This is a genomic window from Micromonospora sp. NPDC048871 (assembly GCF_043198155.1).
GTDB lineage: Bacteria > Actinomycetota > Actinomycetes > Mycobacteriales > Micromonosporaceae > Micromonospora.
Genome location: NZ_JBICUM010000001.1, coordinates 244,250 through 263,290 on the forward strand (window position 1 = coordinate 244,250; position 19,041 = coordinate 263,290).

At 72.1% G+C, this 19,041-nt stretch carries 15 protein-coding genes; 4 read left to right on the forward strand and 11 right to left on the reverse strand.

Going from position 1 to position 19,041, the window contains the following annotated elements; genetic code table 11:
* Nucleotides 1-35: 35 nt before the first annotated feature.
* Nucleotides 36-2,465 (reverse strand): DNA translocase FtsK 4TM domain-containing protein, encoded by a 2,430-nt coding sequence (locus tag ACGFIK_RS01150; RefSeq protein WP_327022172.1) that lies wholly within the window; start codon nt 2,463-2,465, stop codon nt 36-38.
* A gap of 110 nt (nt 2,466-2,575) precedes the next feature.
* Here ACGFIK_RS01150 and ACGFIK_RS01155 point away from each other — a divergent pair, with 110 nt between their 5' ends.
* Together ACGFIK_RS01155 and ACGFIK_RS01160 are read left to right on the forward strand one after the other, a co-directional pair.
* Complete coding sequence (locus ACGFIK_RS01155) at nt 2,576-3,055, forward strand: YbjN domain-containing protein (protein ID WP_327022173.1); 480 nt, start codon at nt 2,576-2,578, stop codon at nt 3,053-3,055.
* A gap of 35 nt (nt 3,056-3,090) precedes the next feature.
* Nucleotides 3,091-4,680: a YbjN domain-containing protein gene (locus tag ACGFIK_RS01160; RefSeq protein WP_327027216.1), complete on the forward strand. Its 1,590-nt coding sequence runs from the start codon at nt 3,091-3,093 to the stop codon at nt 4,678-4,680.
* 63 nt (nt 4,681-4,743) lie between these two features.
* On the opposite strand, the gene ACGFIK_RS01165 is transcribed toward ACGFIK_RS01160, so the two are convergent.
* The 6 genes from ACGFIK_RS01165 to ACGFIK_RS01190 all read right to left on the reverse strand — a co-directional run bounded on the left by ACGFIK_RS01165 (nt 4,744) and on the right by ACGFIK_RS01190 (nt 11,643).
* Nucleotides 4,744-5,928, reverse strand: coding sequence for a S1 family peptidase (locus ACGFIK_RS01165; RefSeq protein WP_327022174.1), 1,185 nt, complete (start codon nt 5,926-5,928; stop codon nt 4,744-4,746).
* A 70-nt stretch (nt 5,929-5,998) separates the two neighbouring features.
* Nucleotides 5,999-7,690, reverse strand: a complete 1,692-nt coding sequence (locus ACGFIK_RS01170; RefSeq protein ID WP_327022175.1) for a ribonuclease J — start codon at nt 7,688-7,690, stop codon at nt 5,999-6,001.
* A gap of 52 nt (nt 7,691-7,742) precedes the next feature.
* The gene (gene dapA / locus ACGFIK_RS01175) at nt 7,743-8,669 is read right to left on the reverse strand and encodes a 4-hydroxy-tetrahydrodipicolinate synthase (RefSeq protein WP_327022176.1); all 927 of its coding nucleotides are present in this window, start codon (nt 8,667-8,669) and stop codon (nt 7,743-7,745) included.
* Nucleotides 8,670-8,747: 78 nt separating this feature from the next.
* Nucleotides 8,748-9,491 (reverse strand): FAD-dependent thymidylate synthase, encoded by a 744-nt coding sequence (gene thyX / locus ACGFIK_RS01180; RefSeq protein ID WP_327027218.1) that lies wholly within the window; start codon nt 9,489-9,491, stop codon nt 8,748-8,750.
* 233 nt (nt 9,492-9,724) lie between these two features.
* Nucleotides 9,725-10,252 (reverse strand): DUF2752 domain-containing protein, encoded by a 528-nt coding sequence (locus ACGFIK_RS01185; protein WP_393337657.1) that lies wholly within the window; start codon nt 10,250-10,252, stop codon nt 9,725-9,727.
* A 161-nt stretch (nt 10,253-10,413) separates the two neighbouring features.
* Nucleotides 10,414-11,643, reverse strand: a complete 1,230-nt coding sequence (locus ACGFIK_RS01190; protein ID WP_327022177.1) for a DNA glycosylase AlkZ-like family protein — start codon at nt 11,641-11,643, stop codon at nt 10,414-10,416.
* A gap of 79 nt (nt 11,644-11,722) precedes the next feature.
* On the opposite strand from ACGFIK_RS01190, the gene ACGFIK_RS01195 reads away from it, so the two are divergent.
* The gene (locus ACGFIK_RS01195) at nt 11,723-12,274 is read left to right on the forward strand and encodes a GNAT family N-acetyltransferase (RefSeq protein WP_327022178.1); all 552 of its coding nucleotides are present in this window, start codon (nt 11,723-11,725) and stop codon (nt 12,272-12,274) included.
* On the opposite strand, the gene ACGFIK_RS01200 is transcribed toward ACGFIK_RS01195, so the two are convergent.
* Nucleotides 12,173-13,459 carry a glycosyltransferase family 87 protein gene (locus ACGFIK_RS01200; RefSeq protein ID WP_327027220.1) on the reverse strand — a complete coding sequence of 429 codons (1,287 nt, stop codon included), beginning with the start codon at nt 13,457-13,459 and terminating at the stop codon, nt 12,173-12,175. The two genes, ACGFIK_RS01195 and ACGFIK_RS01200, sit on opposite strands and share 102 nt — an antisense overlap.
* Before the next feature lie 35 nt (nt 13,460-13,494).
* On the opposite strand from ACGFIK_RS01200, the gene ACGFIK_RS01205 reads away from it, so the two are divergent.
* A complete protein-coding gene (locus ACGFIK_RS01205; RefSeq protein WP_327022179.1) occupies nt 13,495-14,076 on the forward strand; it encodes a GNAT family N-acetyltransferase in 582 nt (193 codons plus the stop codon).
* A gap of 27 nt (nt 14,077-14,103) precedes the next feature.
* On the opposite strand, the gene dapB is transcribed toward ACGFIK_RS01205, so the two are convergent.
* From dapB to ACGFIK_RS01220, 3 genes are all read right to left on the reverse strand, one after another.
* Nucleotides 14,104-14,871 (reverse strand): 4-hydroxy-tetrahydrodipicolinate reductase, encoded by a 768-nt coding sequence (gene dapB, locus ACGFIK_RS01210; RefSeq protein WP_327022180.1) that lies wholly within the window; start codon nt 14,869-14,871, stop codon nt 14,104-14,106.
* Between the two features lie 100 nt (nt 14,872-14,971).
* Complete coding sequence (locus tag ACGFIK_RS01215) at nt 14,972-16,354, reverse strand: M16 family metallopeptidase (protein ID WP_393337117.1); 1,383 nt, start codon at nt 16,352-16,354, stop codon at nt 14,972-14,974.
* A gap of 130 nt (nt 16,355-16,484) precedes the next feature.
* The gene (locus ACGFIK_RS01220; RefSeq protein ID WP_327022182.1) at nt 16,485-18,860 is read right to left on the reverse strand and encodes a polyribonucleotide nucleotidyltransferase; all 2,376 of its coding nucleotides are present in this window, start codon (nt 18,858-18,860) and stop codon (nt 16,485-16,487) included.
* Between the last annotated feature and the right edge of the window lie 181 nt (nt 18,861-19,041).

The following is a 19,041-nucleotide window of genomic DNA, read 5'->3' on the forward strand; positions in this document are numbered from 1 at the left end:
CCGTGACGTATGCCCATCGGTGCTTTCGGCGGCGGTCAGTCCTCGTCGCCGCGCAGGCCCGCCAGGACCTCTTCCAGCTCGTCCGGTTTGACCAGCACCTCGCGGGCCTTGGAGCCCTCCGAGGGGCCGACCACCCCCCGGGTCTCCATCAGGTCCATCAGGCGGCCGGCCTTGGCGAAGCCGACCCGCAGCTTGCGCTGGAGCATCGAGGTCGACCCGAACTGCGAGGTGACCACCAACTCGACCGCCTGCACCAGCAGGTCCAGGTCGTCGCCGATGTCCTCGTCGATCTTCTTCTTGCTGTCCTGCGCGGGGGCCAGCACGTCCGGACGGAACTCCGGCTCGCGCTGGTCCTTGCAGAACTTCACCACGTCGTTGATCTCACGCTCGGTTACCCAGGCGCCCTGGATGCGGATCGGCTTGGAGGCGCCCATCGGCAGGAACAGCCCGTCGCCCCGACCCAGCAGCTTCTCCGCACCCGGCTGGTCGAGGATGACCCGCGAGTCGGCCAGCGAGGAGGTGGCGAAGGCCAGCCGGGAGGGCACATTGGCCTTGATCAGACCGGTCACCACGTCCACACTCGGCCGCTGGGTGGCCAGCACCAGGTGGATGCCGGCGGCCCGGGCCAGCTGGGTGATCCGGACGATGGAGTCCTCCACGTCGCGGGGGGCGACCATCATCAGGTCGGCCAGCTCGTCCACGATCACCAGGAGGTACGGGTACGGCCGGATCTCCCGCTCACTGCCCGGGGGCGCCTTGATCTCGCCGTTGCGGACCTTGCGGTTGAAGTCGTCGATGTGCCGGACCCCGTTGGCCGCCAGGTCGTCGTAGCGCATGTCCATCTCGCGGACCACCCACTCCAACGAGTCGGCGGCCTTCTTCGCGTTGGTCACGATCGGGGTGACCAGGTGCGGGATGCCCTCGTAGCCGGTCATCTCGACCCGCTTGGGGTCGATCAGCAGCAGCCGCACCTCGTCCGGGGTGGCCCGGGTCAGGACGGACATGAGCAGGGAGTTGAGGCAGCTGGACTTCCCGGCGCCGGTGGCTCCCGCGATCAGGATGTGCGGCATCTTCGCCAGGTTGGCCACCACATAGCCACCCTCGATGTCCTTACCCAGGGCGACCACCATCGGGTGGTGGTCGCTGGTGGCGGCGCGGGAGCGCAGCACGTCACCGAGGGCCACGTTCTCCGGGTCGGTGTTCGGGATCTCCACCCCGACGGCGCTCTTGCCCGGGATCGGGCTGAGGATGCGTACGTCCGGGGACTTGACCGCGTAGGCGATGTTGCGGGACAGCTGGGTGATCCGCTCGACCTTGACCCCGTGGCCCAGCTCGACCTCGTAGCGGGTGACCGTCGGCCCCCGGGTGAAGCCGGTCACCGCGGCGTCCACGTCGAACTGTTCGAAGACCCCGGTCAGGGCGGCGATCACCTCGTCGTTGGCCTTACTGCGGGTCTTCGGCGCAGCCCCGCTGCCGAGCATGTTCGCCGGCGGCAGGGTGTAGTCACCGGCCAGCCCGGTCAGCGCCAACTGCTCGGCGCGGGTGGGTGCCGGGGAGTGCTCCGGCGGCTCGGCCGGCTTGCGGCTGGCCGGCACCCGGGAGGGCGCCTTGCGGGGCAGGACGATGGTCTCCTGGAGATCCACATCGTCCAGGTCGTCGAAGTCCTCCGGGTCGACCGGCGGCGGGGTGCGTTTGGCGGGGCGACGCCGGGCCGGCGGGGCCGGGGCCTCCTCCGTCTCCTGCCCGGTCTGGCCGACCATGCTGCCGGCCAGCAGACCGAGCCGTTCGGGGATCTTGTTGATCGGGGTCGCCGTGACCACCAGCAGGCCGAAGACCAGCAGCAGGATCAGCAGGGGCACCGCGACCCAGGCGGTGACGGCCCGTTCCAGCAGGCTGCCCACCCCCGCGCCGATCAGGCCCCCGGCGAAGTCCCGCTCCCCCGGGTCGCCCGGCTGCTGCCCGATGTGCAGCATCGCGGCCGTGGCGATCAGCATGGAACCCCAGCCGACCCAGCCCCGGCCCCGGTGCTCGGGGTCGCCGGGCTGACGCATCAGCCGCCAGGCCCCGATGCCCAGCAGCACCGGCACCACCACGGAGATGGCGCCGAGGAACAGCCGGACGGTGTCGGCCAGGCGGGCGCCGACCGGCCCGGCGGCGGAGAACCAGAGGGCTGCCGCGCTGAGCAGGGCCAGGCCGATCATCAGCAGCCCGGCGCCGTCGCGGCGGTGCTCCGGCTCCAGGTCACGGCCCGAGGCGGCGCGTACCGCCCAGCCGACGCCGTGGGCCAGCCCCATCCACACCGCACGGACCGCCCGACCGATGTAGGCGGCCGGGCCGGGACCCCGCGAGGCGGTACGGCGGCGGGCCGGTGCGGCCTTCTTCGCCGGTTGACGGGCACGACTGTTCGCGCCAGCACGCGGCGACGCGCCGCGTCGCCGGCTCGCCTGAGAGGTACGGCCCGCCATAGCATCACCGTAACGGCGGGTCCCGCGATACGCCGGTCTTCCAGTCGGCTCCGCGTGTCGCAACGCGGTCCCCGCCACCTGTCGTGATATTCGCCTGCGAAGGGATGTCTATGGCGTCGCCGGAGTACGACGACGGTCTGGACGACCCGCTGGCCGGGCATCCGGGCACCCTGCGGCCCCTGACCCACGACCTGATCGCCACGGTGCTCGCCCACCGGGGCCACCCGGTCACCACCGAATCCGGGGGTGACCTGGTAGGACGATGGGCGCAGGCGCACATCTGGTTCCTGCGCGCCGGTGACGCCGGAGAGCTGCTCCAGGTCCGCACGGTCGCCATTCACCCTTTCCCGACGCAGGCCGTGCCCCGGCTGCACGACTTCTGCAACGGGTGGAACCGGGACCGGTTCTGGCCCAAGGCGTTCGTCCATGTCGACGACGCCGGGCAGGCCCGGGTCTGCGGCGAGGTCATCACCGACCTGGAACGGGGGGTCACCCCCCACCAACTGGACCGGCTGCTGGACCGGGGCATCGGCACCGGTTGCCGGTTGGCCGCCGAGGTGGGCCGGCTGTTCGGGACGGCCCACCGGTGAGCGGGTGGGCCGCCGGTCGCCGCCACCGGCCCCGGATGTCGGCACCGGCCGAGCGCCGACCGGCCGAGCTGCTGGCCGAGGCGCGGGACATGCCGGACGGTGAGGCGCGTACGGCCGAACTGGAACGGGTGGCCGCCCTAGCGGAGGCCACCGGCGATCCCGGCACGGCGCTGGCCGCCTGGTCCGAACTGGTCGAGGCCCAGGTGCGCGGCGGCCAACGGTGGCGGCTCTTCGAACCCGTCCGGCGCTGTCTGGAGGCGGCTCGCCGGCCGCACCGCCCCGAGGACGGCACACCCCTTGCGCGGCCGGACGCCGAGACCCTGCGCCGCTACCAGCGGTACGCCGTGGAGGCCCTGCTCGGCACCCCCCGGGTCGGCATCGACCAGGCCCGGTCCGTGCTGGCCGATTTGGACGACCCGGCCGACACCGGGTCGGCTCTGGTCGCCCAGCTACGCTGCCGCATCGCCGATCATGTCGGTGACGAGCCCACCGCCCGGCACTGGCTGCGGCGTTGGCAGGCCGCCGATCCGGACCCGGCCGCCGGATGTCCCGACTGCCTGCCGGTCCGCCAGGCCGAACTGCTCGCCGGTTGGGGCGACTGGGCTGAGGCGATCGCCCTGGTGGCACCCCTGCTGGACGGTCCGCTGGGGTGCACCGCCCAACCCGAGGCCGCCCTGACGGGGGCCCTGCTGCCCTGGTTGCGGGCGGGGGCGGCGCAGCAGGCGGCGCAGGCGCACGTACGGGCCTACCGGCGGCACCGGGTGGCGCCGGAGGGGTTCGACCACCTCGCCACCCACCTGCGTTACTGCGCCCTGGGCGGGCACCTGGACCGAGGGCTGGCGATCCTGGTCGAGCAGTTGCCCCGGCTCGACCAGCCGCACGAGGATCTGGCCGTGATGGAGTTCGCCGCGGCCGGGGCCCTGGTCTGCACCCTGGCCGCCGAGGAGGGCGGCGATCGGACCGTACCCCGACCGGCCTATCAGGGGCGGCCCGCCGGGACCGTCCCGGTGGCGGCCCTCGGCGCCGACCTGCTCGCGGTCGCCACCGAGCTGGCCGGCAGCTTCGACGCCCGCAACGGCACCGGCCACCAGTCCGGTCGGATGGCCGCCTGGCTGGCCGAACGACCGTTGGCCGCGCCGGTGCCGCTGCCCGCCGAGGAGCCGGACGAGGCCGACGAGGGGTTCTTCTCCGGGGCACCCGACCCGGCGGGCGAGGAGGAGTTGGCCGCCCTCTCCGTGGGGATGATCACGGCCGCGCTGGACCGGCGGGGCGACCGGTACGCCCTGGACAGCGCCGGCACGGTGCGGGGGCGCTGGGGGGAGGCGGTGATCCAGTTCCGGCGGGCCGGGGAACGCGGCGAGGTGCTGCACGCCCGGGTGGTCGCCGACCGCCGGCTGCCGGCGGACCGCCGGGCCGAGGCGTACGCCTTCTGCAACGGGTGGAACCGCGACCGGCTGCTGCCCAAGGCGTACGTGCACGATCCCGGTGACGGTGAGCTGGTGCTGGCCGGTGAGGTGGCCACCGACCTGGCGTACGGGGTGGCCCCGGCCCAGGTCACCGTGCTGGTGGAGGCGGCGGTACGGACCGGGGTCGCATACGCCGAGGCGGTCGCCGCCCTGCCCTGACCCGACGCCGACGCACCCTGTGCGGCGGGCCCGACCGGCGCGCGGCCGGCCGGGCCCGGCCGATCAGCGCCGGCCGCCCAGGGTGCGGAAGTTCTGCGTGGTGAGCAGGGTCAGGTTGTTGCGTTGCAGGATCTCGTTGACCGGCTGGTAGAAGGTGGTGCCGCCGCGTACGCAGTCACCCGAACCGCCGGAGGTGACCCCCTGGGCCTGGTTGCCCGAGATCCACGAGCCGCCGGAGTCACCCGGTTCGGCGCAGACATTGGTCCGGACCAGCCCGCTGACCAGCCCCTCCGGGTAGCGGACGGTGGCGTTGCGGGCCTGCACGGTGCCGCAGCGCACCCCGGTGGTGGAGCCGGAACGGCAGATCGACGAGCCGACGGCCACCTCCCGGGAGCCGGCGACCCGGGCGATGCCGCCCCGGAAGTCGGTGACCTCCGGCAACACCCTGGTGTTGCTGTTCACCTGCACGAAGGCCCAGTCGTCGCCGGGGAAGGAGGAGGACCGGAAGACCCCCTGCAACTCCCCGTCCGGCCCGGAGGTGCGGGCACCGACCCGGCCACAGTGTCCGGCGGTGACGTAGCCGCCGACCACCGCGAACCCGACCGAGCAGCGTCCCGCGCCGACGAAGAACGGCTCCCCGCCCCGGACATCGGCGAAGAGGCGCGGCTGCTCCTCGGTGGCCATCCGGACCGCCTGGCGGGCCACCCCGGCGCGGGCGACGAACCGCCAGCCGGCCGCCTCGGCACCCGGCTGGGCCAGCACCACCAGACTGTTCGAGGCCACGTCGACGTACCAGCCGGAGACCTGCTGGGCGTGGGCGGCGTTGCGGTCCATCCTGGTCTTGAGCGCGTCGAGCTGCCCGACCCCACGCTCGACCACCTTCGGCACCGCCCCGGTGGCCCGGACCCGTGCCGCTTCGGCCGGGTCGGCCACCGCCACGTTCAACTGGCCGCCGTCGGCGCTGAGCCAACTGCCCCCGTAGTCGGTGCCGAGTTCGGCCCGAAGCTGCTCGACCACCCCGCCGGCCCAGCGTTCCGTCTTGAGTCGGGCCGCCACCTGGGACTGGTTCAGCCCCAGGTCACGACCCATCGCCTCGACCAGTTCCGGGTCGGCACCCGGCACCGTCGGCGCGGTAGAGGCACTGGGTGCCGTGCCACCCTCACCGGCGAAGGACGGCAGCGTCACCGCCGCCGCCGCGCCCACCGCCGCCACCACGACACCGAGGGCTGTCCATCTCCTGCGGTCCATCCGCCACGCTCCTCCCGGCAGGCGCGGGCACGCCTGCCGGGTCGGAGTACGGCTCCGAGCTCTGAACGGTTCAGACCTCGACGACGGTGGGCACGATCATCGGTCGGCGCCGGTAGGCGTCGTTGACCCAGCGGCCCACCGTCCGACGGACGATCTGCTGGAGCTGGTGGGGATCGGTGATCCCGTCCGCCGCGGCCCGGTTCAGGGCCTCGGTCACCAGCGGGATCACCGCGTTGAACGCCGCGGCGTCCTCCGAGAAGCCCTTGGCGGAGACGGTGGGACCGGCGACCACCTTGCCGGTGACCGAGTCGACCACCACGGTGGCCGCGATGAACCCGCCGTCGCCCAGGATGCGCCGCTCGGTGAGCAGGGACTCGCTGACGTCGCCGACGGCCAGGCCGTCGACGTAGACGTACCGGCTCTTGACCCGGCCGACCAGGCTGGCCCGGCCCTCCACCAGGTCGACCACGTCGCCGTCCTCGCAGAGCACCACCCGGTCCGGGGCCACCCCGGACTCGATGCCCAGTCGGGCGTGCGCCCGCAGGTGCCGCCACTCGCCGTGCACCGGCATCAGATTGCTCGGGCGTACGACATTGAGCAGGTAGAGCAGCTCACCGGCCGGGGCGTGCCCGGAGACGTGCACCTTGGCCACGTCCTTGTGCACCACGACCGCACCGGCCCGGGCCAGGCGGTTGATCACCCGGTAGACCGAGGTCTCGTTGCCGGGCACCAGCGAGGAGGCCAGCACCACGGTGTCCCCGGGGGCGATGGTGATGTGCCGGTGATCACCGCTGGCCATCCGGCCCAGGGCGCTCATCGGCTCCCCCTGCGAGCCGGTGGACATCAGCACGATCTGCTCCGGCGGCATGGAGGTCGCCTCGTCCAGGCCGACCACCAGGCCGGCGGGGATGTTCAGCAGGCCCAGGTCGCGGGCGATGCCCATGTTGCGCACCATCGACCGGCCGATCAGGGCCACCTTGCGGCCATGCTCGAGCGCCGAGTCGAAGACCTGCTGCACCCGGTGCACATGCGAGGCGAAGGAGGCCACGATGATCCGGCCCCGCGCCTTCGCGAAAATCGAGTCCAGGACCGGGCCGATCTCCCGCTCCGGGGTGACGAAGCCGGGGATCTCCGCGTTCGTGGAGTCCGACAGCAGCAGGTCCACGCCCTCAGCGCCGAGCCGCGCGAAACCGGCCAGGTCGGTGATCCGGCCGTCCAGCGGAAGCTGGTCCATCTTGAAGTCGCCGGTGTGCAGCACCAGCCCGGCCGGGGTGCGGATGGCCACCGCCAGAGCGTCCGGGATGGAGTGGTTGACCGCGAAGAACTCACACTCGAACGGGCCGAGCCGTTCCCGGCCGCCCTCCCGGACGGTCAAGGTGTACGGCTGGATCCGCCGCTCGGCCAGCTTCGCCTCGACCAGGGCCAGGGTGAACTGCGAGCCGACCAGCGGGATGTCGGACTTGTGGGCCAGTAGGTACGGCACGGCGCCGATGTGGTCCTCGTGGCCGTGGGTCAGCACGATCGCCTGGATGTCGTCGAGCCGGTCGAGGATGGGCCCGAAGTCCGGCAGGATCAGGTCGACCCCGGGCTGCTCCACATCGGGAAAGAGCACCCCACAGTCGACGACCAGCAACTTCCCGTCGTACTCGAAGACGGTCATGTTCCGACCGATGGCGCCGAGCCCACCGAGCGGGATGATCCGCAATCCGCCCTCCGGCAGCGGCGGGGGAAGTTGAGCCTCCTCGTTGTGCGCCTCGGTCACGCGCTCACCTCATTCTGCGGCGCCGTCACCCGGCGTCCGTGCATTCGTTTGATCATTCGGGAAGTGGTAGGCCCGCTGCCGCGCAGTCGGCGCGCAACTGGGCCACCTGGTCCTCGGTCGCCGTCACCAACGGCGACCGGACCGGGCCTGCCGGCAGGCCCTGGACGTTCAGACCGGCCTTGACCAGAATCGTGCCCTGAGTACGGAAGATTCCGGTGAACAGCGGCAGCAACCTGTGGTGCAGAGCCAAGGCGGTGGAGGTGTCGCCCGCGTCGTACGCCTCGATCATCCGCTTGGTCTCCGCGCCGGTGAAGTGCGTGGAGGTGCCGACCACGCCGACCGAGCCGACGGCCAACGCGGGCAGCGTCAGGGAGTCCTCACCACTGTAGTACGCCAGATCCGTCCGGCTGGTCACCCAACTGGTGGCGGTCAGGTCACCCTTGGCGTCCTTCACCGCGACGATCCGGCCGTGCTCGGCGAGCCGGACCAGGGTCTCGGTCTCGATCGGCACCCCGGAGCGGTGCGGAATGTCGTACAACATCACCGGCAGGCCGGTGGCGTCCGCCACCGCGGTGAAGTGTCGCAGCAACCCGGCCTGGGGCGGCTTGTTGTAGTACGGGGTGACCACCAGCAGTCCGTGGGCACCGGCCTTCTCCGCCGAGGCGGCCAGCTCGATGGTGTGCCGGGTGTCGTTGGTGCCCACCCCGGCCAGCACCCGCGCCCGGTCCCCGACGGCTTCCACCACGGTCCGGATCAGCTGTTCCTTCTCGGCGTCCGTCGTGGTCGGCGACTCACCGGTGGTGCCGTTGATCACCAGCGCGTCGTTGCGCTGCTCCACGACGAGATGGTTCGCCAGCCGTGCGGCGCCGTCCAGGTCGAGCACACCCTCAGCGGTGAACGGGGTCACCATGGCTGTGATCAGCCGACCGAAGGGGCGGGACACCGCCCGTGCCGGGGCGTCAACGTGGTCGTGCGTCATGGTGACAACCTATCGGACAGCGGAGGGAGGGCTGCCGGGGAAGGGTGGCATGCTCGCCGGGCGGGGCAGCCCCACCGCTCAGGACTGTTCGGCGAGCGGGCTCGCCGCGACCTCGGTACCGTCGGGCAGGGTCGAGATGACGAAGTCGGCGAAGACGTTCGGGGCGACCCCCTGCAACTGCCGCAGGCACTCCACCGCCAGCTCGCGGATCTCCACATCGGCGTGCTCGGTGGCCCGCATCGCGATGAAGTGCCGCCAGGCGCGGTAGTTGCCGCTGACCACGATGCGGGTCTCGGTGGCGTTCGGCAGCACCGCACGGGCCGCCTGACGGGCCTGCTTGCGCCGCAGCGTCGGGTTGGGCTCGTCGACGAAGTGCCGCTCCAGCCCCTCCAACAGCTCGTTGTAGGCCCGCACGCTGGCCTCTGCGGCCTCCACGAAGCGCTTGTGCAGCTCGGGGTCCTCGGCGATCACCCGCGGCTCGACCATCGCCGCGTCCCGCTCCGGGACGTACCGCTGGGACAGCTGCGAGTACGAGAAGTGCCGGTGCCGGATCAGCTCATGGGTGAAGGACCGGGACACCCCGGTGAAGTAGAAGCTGACCGAACCGTGCTCCAGCACGGAGAGGTGCCCGACCTCCAGAATGTGTGCCAGGTAACCGGCGTTGGTGGCGGTGGCCGGGTTCGGCTTCTTCCAGCTCTGGTAACAGGCCCGCCCGGCGAACTCCGCGAGCGCCTGCCCCCCGTCGGCGTCCGTCGACCACGGCACATCCTGCGGTGGCTCGAAATGAGTCCACGCGATCAACCTGACCTGGGGTTGCACCATCTCCGGCATGCCGCGACTCTAACCCCACCCCCACCCTCCCCACCCCTGCACCCCCACCGCACACACCCCACCCTCACCCCGCTGACTCCCCCGCGCCACCCCGCTGACAGCCCCGTCGATCTTGCACTTTTGGTCGCCGAAATACACCCCTTGACCACTTCTGTCCCGACAGAAAGTGCAAGATCGGCGAGCAGAGAGAGGGGGGCGTGGGGAGGGGGCGCGCGAGGGTGGGGCTAGACGTAGAGGGCGGTGAAGGGGGGCCAGGGGAGGTTGCGGGCCACCGAGAAGGCCATCCAGGCGGCCAGGAAGCCACCCACCAGTTTCGGGCCCACCCGCAGCTCGGGTAGCCGCCAGCCGAACGCCTGCCGGCCGGCCCAGGCGATGAAGAAGTACGCCAGGAACGGCAACGCGAAGACGAAGAGGAAGTGGTGCCGGGCGGCAGCCGGCAGGTCGGCGTGCAGCACGTACCACAGGGCACGGGTGCCGCCGCAGCCAGGACAGTCCAGCCCGGTGGTCATCTTGAGCAGGCAGCTCGGCAGGGCGTCCGGCGCCGACCGGGTGGGGTCACTGAGCAGGGTGTAACCGATGCCGGCGCCGACGCAGCCGAGCGCGGCCAAGGGCACCACCCAACGGGGGGTGCGCTCGTACATCCGCGCCACGAACCGGGTCAGTCGATCCGACTCGACCACCGGATAGCCGCCCGGATGACCCGCCGGCCATCCGCCCGGACCCACCTCACCCGCCGGCATCCCGCCTGGCATCCCGGCAACCGGCCCGGCACCCCCGGGCGCGCCAAGGGTCTGCCCGCCAACAGCCGCCCCGGCCTCGGTCGGCACGGCTTCGGTCGGTGTGCCGGGGGAGGTCGGTTCCCCGCTCGACGGGTGCGGCTGGGCGGGCGATCGGTCAACGCTCGTCACGAGCCTCACCGTACACCGGACAGGCCCACCAGGGCTGCGGCCAGCGGGGCGGCCAGGTCTCCGGCGGCCGGCGGCGCCACCGCGTCCAGTCCCAGCCAGCCGGCCAGGCGGTACAGCTCGGCGGCCAGCGCCACCGCGGTCTCCCCGGGGTCGGCCCCCGGCTCCGCCCAGGCCGCCGGCACCAGCAGCACCCCGGCCTTGCGGTCGGCCTTGAGGTCGACCCGGGCGGTGAAGCGTTCCCCCTGCCGGAAGGGCAGCACGTAGTAGCCGTACAGCCGCTTGGCCGCCGGCACGTAGATCTCGATGCGGTAGCTGAAGTCGAACAGCCGCTCGGTGCGGCCCCGTTCCCAGACCAGCGGGTCGAACGGGCTGACCAGGGTGTTGCCGCGTACCCACCGGGGTAGCCGGGCCTGGTGGTGCAGCCAGGCCGGGTGCCGCCAGCCCTGCACCGTGACCGGTTGCAGCTCCCCCGCCTCGACCAGCTCGGCGATGGCCTGTCGGGCTCCGGCCACCGGCAGCCGGAAGTAGTCGCGCAGCTCCGGCTCCGCCGCCACCCCCAGCGACCGGGCGGCGATGCCGACCAGGGTGCGGTACGCCTCGCCGTCCGTAGGCGTCGGGGCGGCCAGCACCTCGGCCGGCAGCACCCGTTCGGGCAGGTCGTAGCGGCGGGCGAAGGAGGTGGTGCGCTCGGCGGCGCAGACCTCACCGGCCCAGAAGAGGAACTCCAGGGCCTGCTTGACCGCCGACCAGTTCCACCCCCAGTTGCCGGTCGCCCGGGGTGCGTCGTGCTCGATCTCGGCCGCGGTCAGCGGCCCTCGGGCGGCCACCTCGTCGCGGACCCAGGCCACCAGATCAGGCTGCTCCGCAGCGATGTGGCGCATGCCACCCCATGCCTCGGCCTTGGCCCGGGCCATCCGCCAGCGAAACACGGAATGCAGGCCGACCGGCACCAGCGACGCCTCATGCCCCCAGTACTCGAACAGCTCACGAGGGCTGCGGTAGGCGGCCGATTCGAGCAGCGAGGTCGGGTAGGGCCCGATCCGGCTGTAGAGCGGCAGGTAGTGCGCCCGTTGCAGCACGTTGACCGAATCCATCTGGATCAGGCCGACCCGGTCGAGCACCCGACGCAGGTGACGACGGGTGGGGGCCCCGGTGGGCGCGGGGTCGGCGAACCCCTGGGCGGCCAGCGCGATCCGCCGAGCCTGGGTGAGGGAGAGCGATTCCTTGATGGCCATCGCGGGCAGGCTACGCCAGCGGTACGACACAGGTGTGCCACGCTGGACCTGCCGTCGTCGGCCGCGTAGAACGGCAGTCATGCCGACCATCCGTCGTGAACAGGCCGCCGACGCCGAGGCGATCGCCCGGGTGCACATCAGCGGGTGGCGGGCCGGGTACGCCGGGATCATGCCGGACGAGGTGCTGGCTCGGCTCAACCCGGTGGCCTGGGCCCAACGGCGCCGGGATCTGGGTACCGCCGATCCGGAGCACCCCTTCACCACCCTGCTGGCCGAGATCGACGGCACGCTGGCCGGATTCACCACCTTCGGCCCGTACCGCAACAATCAGGACCGGGGCGACCTCGACCCGGCCTACGGCGAGGTGGTGGCGATGTACGTGGTGCCGGAGCACTGGGGTGACGGCACGGCACCCGCCCTGCTGGCGGCGGCTCAGGCCGGTCTGCGCGAGCGGGGCCTGGCCGAGTACCGGATCTGGGTGTTGGCGGACAACCACCGGGCCCGCCGGTTCTATCAGCGGGCCGGGCTGTCACCGGACGGTGAGCGGTCGACCTATCCGGTGCCACTGTCCGGCGGGCGTGCGCCGCTGCACCTGGTCGAGCTGCGGTACGCCGGACGACTCGACCGCTGAGGCCGGTGGCTCGTCGGCCCAGCCCGGCCGGCGTACCGGCAGGAAGGCCAGCAACGCCAGGCTGATCCAGACATAGGTGTTGCTGAACACGAACCCGTCCAACCCGGTGAAGTCCTTCTCCCAGGCCCAGACGATCCGACTGATCAGGAAGCCGTACCCGACGATCGCGGCGGCCAGCAGGCCACGGCGTCGGCGGCTGCCCGACGGCGCGGCGACGGCCCCCTCGACCAGCAGCAGCAGACCCGGCAGCAGCCAGACCAGGTGGTGTACCCAGGTGACCGGGCTGACCAGGCACATCACCGCGCCGGTCAGGGCCAGCCCGGCGGTCTCGTTCCCGGCGCGTACGGCGGCACGGGACCGCCACACCCACAGCGCCACGGTCACGGCCACCAGGCCCAGCCAGGCCAGGGTGCTGGGGTTGGTCGGGTCCAGTCGGGCCACCACACCGCGGAGCGACTGGTTGGAGACGAACGCCAGCTCACCGACCCGACCGGTGTTCCACAGCGCGGTGGTCCAGAACTCCCGGGAGGCGTCCGGGAACAGTGCCGCGGCCAGCACGGTGGCCCCGGTAGCGGCGGCCACGGCGGTTACCGCGGCCCGGATGCGACCGGTCACCAGCAGGTACACGATGAAGATGCCCGGGGTTAGCTTGATCGCGGTGGCCAGGCCGATGCCGATGCCGGCCCACCGGCTGCCGCCCGGCAGCAGCCGCATCAGGTCCACCGCCACCAGGAACAGCAGCAGGGTGTTGACCTGGCCGAAGTTGATGGTCTCGCGCATCGGTTCGAAGGCGGCGGCCAGGCAGAACGCCACCGCGAAGGCGAACCAGCGGGTCCACCCGGCCCGCCGGGACACCGGGTCCAGCAGCCACCAGATCAACACCGCGCTGGTAGCCACCCCGGCGGCCACGCTCACCACGATCGCCGCGTGCCAGGGCAGGTACGCCATCGGCAGCATCAGCAGCGCCGCGAACGGCGGGTAGGTGAAGCCGTACTGGGTGCCGGGGCGCAGGTGGTCGTAGAGTTCCCCGCCCTCGCGGGCCCACCAGATGAGTGCCCCCCGGTAGACCTGAAGGTCGAAGAAGCCGTGCCGGGCCGCCGCCACGGACAGGAAGGCGGCCACCGCGACGGCGAGTACGACCACGAAGACGATCTGTCCGACCGTCCGCCTGGCACCCTGCGCCACCGTCGCCTCCCTCACCCTGCGTAGGCTGTCGTCCCATGGCTCTCGGGTTTGTCCGCCCGGCGCGTCCCGAGGACGCCGGCGAGATCGCACGCATCCAGCTCGCCACCTGGCGGGTCGCCTATCGGCGACTGCTGCCCCGGCATGTGCTGGCCGAGCTCGACGAGGGGTTGCTCGCCCAACGCTGGGAGGCTGCGGTACGCCGCCCGCCCAGCGAACACCACCGGGTCCTGGTCGCGGTCGAACAGGCCGAGCAATCGTATCTGGTGGGCTTCGCCGCCTCCGGTCCGGTGGACGCCGAGGCGTTGGCCCCGAACGAGCCCGCCGAGGCCCTCGGCCCGGAGGTGGTCGCGGTGACCGACCTGCTGGTGGAGCCCCGGTGGGGCCGTCGGGGGCACGGCAGCCGGCTGCTGGCCGCCAGTGTCGACCTGTGGCGGGAGTCCGGCTTCACCACGGCGCTGGCCTGGGTCTTCGAAGGCGATCAGGCCTCCCGCAAGTTCCTCACCGCCGCCGGGTGGCAACCGGACGGTGCGGGCCGCGCACTGGACGTGGACGACATGCTGGTCCCCCAACTCCGCCTGCACGTGGCCCTCCCCACCGAGCCGACCGACGCGGGCTGACCCGCACCTAGGCCCCCCGGGGGGCGGTCAGTCGAGCAGGGGGTCCAGGCCGAGGGTCAGGCCGGGGCGGTCGCCGACCGCGCGGACCGCGACCAGCACCCCGGGCATGAAGGACACCCGGTCGTACGAGTCGTGCCGGATGGTCAGCGTCTCACCGGCGGTGCCGAACAGCACCTCCTGGTGGGCCAGCAGCCCGGTGGCGCGGACGGCGTGCACCCGTACCCCGTCGATGTCGGCGCCCCGGGCACCGGCCACCTCGTCGGCGGTGGCGTCCGGCACCGGGCCCAGCCCGGCCTCGGCGCGGGCCGCGGCGATCAGACGGGCGGTGTGGGTGGCCGTGCCGCTGGGGGCGTCGAGCTTGCGCGGATGATGCTGCTCGATGATCTCCACGGACTCGAAGTGCCGGGCGGCGCGGGCCGCGAACTGCATCATCAGTACGGCGCCGATGCCGAAGTTCGGGGCGATCACCACACCCACCCCGGGCTTGCCGGCCAACCAGTCGCGCACCTGGTCGAGGCGCTGCTCGGTGAAGCCGGTGGTGCCGACCACCGCGTGGATGCCCTGCTCGATGCACCAGCGCAGGTTGTCCATGACCGCGCCGGGGGTGGTGAAGTCGACGACCACCTGCGCCCCGGCCTGGGCCACCGTGGACAGTTCGTCGCCCTGGTCGACCGCCGCCACCAGCGTCGTATCGGTAGCGGCCTCGACGGCCTTGCACACCTCGGCGCCCATCCGACCCCGCGCACCCAGTACGCCGACCCGGATCAGCCCGGCCTTTTCCCGCTCGTCAGTCACGCGGCACAACCTATCCCAACAGGTCCGCCGCCAGCCGCAGAGGCGGGAGATCCGGCGTGATGCGGCGATCACCCCGCCGGACAGCCGGACAGCCGAGGGGTCAGGCGGGGAAGTCGCGGTCGGCGAAGGGGCCGACGACTGCCAGGGACATCGGTCGGGCCAGCAGGTCGGCGGCGAGGGTGTTGACGTCCTCCAGGGTGACCGCGTCCACCCGGTCGAGCAGTTCGTTCACCGGCATCAGGTTGCCGTAGAGCAGTTCGCCCTTGGCCAGCCGACTCATCCGCGAGCCGGTGTCCTCCAGCCCCAGCACGAAGGCCCCCTTGCTCATCCCCTTGCCCCGGGCCAGTTCGGCCTCGGTGATGCCGTGGGCGGCGGTACGCGCCAACTCGGCCCGGGTCAGCGCCAGCACCTCGTCCACCCGGCCGGGGGCACACCCGGCGTAGACGCCGAACACCCCACTGTCGGCGTACTGGCTGGCGTAGGAGTAGACCGAGTAGGCCAGCCCCCGCTGCTCCCGGATCTCCTGGAACAGCCGGCTGGACATGCCGCCGCCGAGCACGTTGTTGAGCACACCCAGCGCGAAACGCCGATCGTCCAGCCGGTCGATGGCCGGGCAGCCGAGCACGATGTGCGCCTGCTCGGTCTCCTTGACCTCCACCACCGTACGGGCGGACCGGGTGCGTACCGCCGGGCTGGCCGGGCGGTGCGGCGCGGGCGGGGCCGGGTCGGTGTCCAGGGGGGTGCCGCGCAGCGCCTGCCGGACCAGCCGGACCACGGCGGCGTGGTCGAGGTTGCCGGCGGCGGCGATGACGATCTGCGGGGCGACGTACCGGCGCCGGTAGAAGGTCTGGATCTGGCGGCGGGTCATCGGGGTGACCGTGTCCGAGGTACCGGAGATCAGCCGGCCCAGGGGATGGTCGCCGTAGACGGCCCGGGCGAACAGGTCGTGCACCTCGTCGCCGGGCTCGTCGTCGTGCATGGCGATCTCCTCGAGGATCACGCCCCGCTCGGTCTCCACGTCGGCCGGTTCCAGCACCGAGTCGGCTACCAGGTCACACATCACGTCGATGGCCAGCGGCAGATCCTCGTCGAGCACCCGGGCGTAGTAGCAGGTGTACTCCTTCGTGGTGAAGGCGTTGGTCTCGCCGCCCACCGCCTCGATCGAGGAGGAGATCTCCATCGCACCCCGCTTGTGGGTGCCCTTGAACAGCAGGTGCTCCAGGAAGTGCGCGGCACCGGCCGTGGACCCGGTCTCGTCCCGGGAACCGACCGCGACCCAGATGCCGAAGGAGACGCTGCGCATCGCCGGGATGGCCTCGGTCAGTACCCGCAGCCCGCTGGGCAGCACGGTGCGGCGCACCGTACCCCCCAAGGGGTCCTCACTGAGGGTGCGGGTGACGGCCCGGGTGGCGCCGCCGGCGGACCGCACGGTACCGACTGCCTGCCGGCCGGGGCCGGGTGGCGTCGCCGGCGGGCGAGTCACGGACAGAGACGTTCGCCGGGTACGACTCACGGCAACCTGCTTCCGGTGCGACGAGGGGGTTGACGGTGACGAACCGGCCGGGCGACATGGTCGCCCGGCCGGTCAGCGATTCACTGCGGTTGGTCGAAGATCAGCTGTGCCGGGTACGCCGACGCGGCCGGGAGTCGCCGCCTTCGCCGCCCTCTCCGCCCTCGCCCCGCTCCGGGCCACGGCCGCCCCGGTCACCGCCGCGCTCGCGGTCACCCCGGTCACGCGGGGCACGGTCACCCCGGTCACCACGGCCGGCCGGCCGCTCGCCGCCCGCCTCGGCGGGAGCCGGTGCCTCAGCACCCTCGGGACGGACCTTGTCCAGGTAGATCTTGCCCCGCTGGTCGATGTCGGCGATCTCGACCTCGACCCGGTCGCCGACGTTGAGGAAGTCCTCGACCTTCTCGACCCGCTTGCCGTCGCCCACCTTGGAGATGTGCAGCAGGCCGTCACGACCCGGCAGCAGCGAGATGAACGCGCCGAAGGGGGCCGTCTTGACCACGGTGCCGAGGAACCGGTCCCCGGCCTTCGGCATGGTCGGGTTGGCGATCGCGTTGATCCGCTCGACCGCCGCCTGGGCCGAGGGGCCGTTGGTGGCACCGACGTAGATCGTGCCGTCGTCCTCGATGGAGATCTCGGCGCCGGTCTCGTCCTGGATGGCGTTGATGGTCTGACCCTTCGGGCCGATCACCATGCCGATCTTGTCGACCGGGATCTTCACCGTGGTGACCCGCGGCGCGTAGTCGGACATCTCGGCCGGGGACTCGATGGCCCGCTGCATCACGTCGAGGATGGTCTGCCGGGCCTCGTGGGCCTGCTGGAGCGCGGCGGCCAGCACGTCGGACGGGATGCCGTCGAGCTTGGTGTCGAGCTGCAGGGCGGTCACGAAGTCCCGGGTGCCGGCGACCTTGAAGTCCATGTCGCCGAAGGCGTCCTCGGCACCGAGGATGTCGGTCAGCGTCACGTACTGGGTCTTGCCGTCGACCTCGTCGGAGATGAGGCCCATGGCGATGCCGGCCACCGGGGCCTTCAGCGGCACACCGGCGCTGAGCAGGCCCAGGGTCGAGGCGCAGACCGAGCCCATCGAGGTGGAGCCGTTGGAGCCCAGGGCCTCGGAGACCTGCCGGATGGCGTACGGGAACTCCTCGCGCGAGGGCAGCACCGGGATCAGGGCCCGCTCCGCGAGGGCGCCGTGGCCGATCTCGCGGCGCTTCGGCGAACCGACCCGGCCGGTCTCACCGGTGGAGTACGGCGGGAAGTTGTAGTTGTGCATGTAGCGCTTGGACTTCTCCGGGGAGAGGGTGTCCAGGGCCTGCTCCATGCGCAGCATGTTGAGGGTGGTGACGCCCAGGATCTGGGTCTCGCCGCGCTCGAACAGCGCCGAGCCGTGCACCCGGGGCAGCACCCCGACCTCGGCGTTCAGCGGCCGGATGTCGCGCGGGCCACGCCCGTCGATGCGGACCTGCTCCCGCAGCACCCGGTTGCGCACCTCGGACTTGGTCAGCGAGCGGAAGGCAGCCGACAGCTCCTTCTCCCGACCCTCGAAGCGCGGGCCGAGCTCCTCCACCAGGCGGGACTTGACCGCGTCCAGGGCCTCCTCGCGATCCGCCTTGCCGGCGATCTGGAGAGCCTCGGCGACATCGCCGCGAGCGAACTCGGCGACCGCGTCGTACGCGTCGTTCTGGTAGTCCAGGAACACGGGGAACTCGGCGACCGGCTTGGCGGCGACCTCGGCCAGCTCGCTCTGCGCCCGGCACAGCTCACGGATGGCCGGCTTGGCGGCCTCCAGGCCGCTGGCCACGACCTCCTCGGTCGGGGCCGGGGCGCCGTCGGCGACCAGCTTGACGGTGTGCTCGGTGGCCTCGGCCTCGACCATCATGATCGCGACGTCGCCGTCGGCCAGGGCCCGACCGGCAACCACCATGTCGAAGGTGGCCCGGCTGAGCTCGTCGTGGGTCGGGAAGGCGACCCACTGGCCGTCGACGTGCGCCATCCGGGTGGCCCCGATCGGGCCGGAGAACGGCAGGCCGGACAGCTTGGTCGACATCGAGGCGGCGTTGATCGCCACCACGTCGTACGGGTGCTGCGGGTCGAGCGCGAGGATGGTCTCGACGACCTGGACCTCGTTACGCAGGCCCTTGACGAACGACGGGCGCAGCGGCCGGTCGATCAGGCGGCAGGTGAGGATGGCGTCCTCGCTGGGACGGCCCTCCCGGCGGAAGAACGAGCCGGGGATCCGGCCCGCGGCGTACATCCGCTCCTCGACGTCGACGGTCAGCGGGAAGAAGTCGAACTGCTCCTTCGGCTGCTTGCCGGCGGTGGTGGCGGACAGCACGACCGTCTCGCCGAGCTGGGCGACGACGGAGCCGGCGGCCTGACGGGCCAGCCGGCCGGTGGAGAAGGTGATCTCACGGGTGCCGAAGGACCCGTTGTCGATCACGGCGGTGCGGGATTCGGTGCCGAGTTTGGTCTCGGTCATGGTGCGGCAATGCTCCTTCGCATCGGGGGCCACGAGCGGGAGCTGTACCGACGGCCGGTCTTCGATCGAAGCGCCCGGGACCACCGGCGAAAGCCGGAGACACCCGGAGGCCACTACCGGAGACCGGTACGCCGACGGCTCCCCTGTCTGGGTGCTCGCAGCCCGTGTCTCGAGGTGGTTA

Coding starts and splice junctions, on each gene's coding strand:
- ACGFIK_RS01150 (WP_327022172.1), bottom strand. CDS start 2,465: ATGGCGGGCCGTACCTCTCAGGCGAGCCGGCGACGCGGCGCGTCGCCG.
- ACGFIK_RS01155 (WP_327022173.1), top strand. CDS start 2,576: ATGGCGTCGCCGGAGTACGACGACGGTCTGGACGACCCGCTGGCCGGG.
- ACGFIK_RS01160 (WP_327027216.1), top strand. CDS start 3,091: ATGTCGGCACCGGCCGAGCGCCGACCGGCCGAGCTGCTGGCCGAGGCG.
- ACGFIK_RS01165 (WP_327022174.1), bottom strand. CDS start 5,928: ATGGACCGCAGGAGATGGACAGCCCTCGGTGTCGTGGTGGCGGCGGTG.
- dapA (WP_327022176.1), bottom strand. CDS start 8,669: ATGACGCACGACCACGTTGACGCCCCGGCACGGGCGGTGTCCCGCCCC.
- thyX (WP_327027218.1), bottom strand. CDS start 9,491: ATGGTGCAACCCCAGGTCAGGTTGATCGCGTGGACTCATTTCGAGCCA.
- ACGFIK_RS01185 (WP_393337657.1), bottom strand. CDS start 10,252: ATGCCAGGCGGGATGCCGGCGGGTGAGGTGGGTCCGGGCGGATGGCCG.
- ACGFIK_RS01190 (WP_327022177.1), bottom strand. CDS start 11,643: ATGGCCATCAAGGAATCGCTCTCCCTCACCCAGGCTCGGCGGATCGCG.
- ACGFIK_RS01195 (WP_327022178.1), top strand. CDS start 11,723: ATGCCGACCATCCGTCGTGAACAGGCCGCCGACGCCGAGGCGATCGCC.
- ACGFIK_RS01205 (WP_327022179.1), top strand. CDS start 13,495: ATGGCTCTCGGGTTTGTCCGCCCGGCGCGTCCCGAGGACGCCGGCGAG.
- ACGFIK_RS01220 (WP_327022182.1), bottom strand. CDS start 18,860: ATGACCGAGACCAAACTCGGCACCGAATCCCGCACCGCCGTGATCGAC.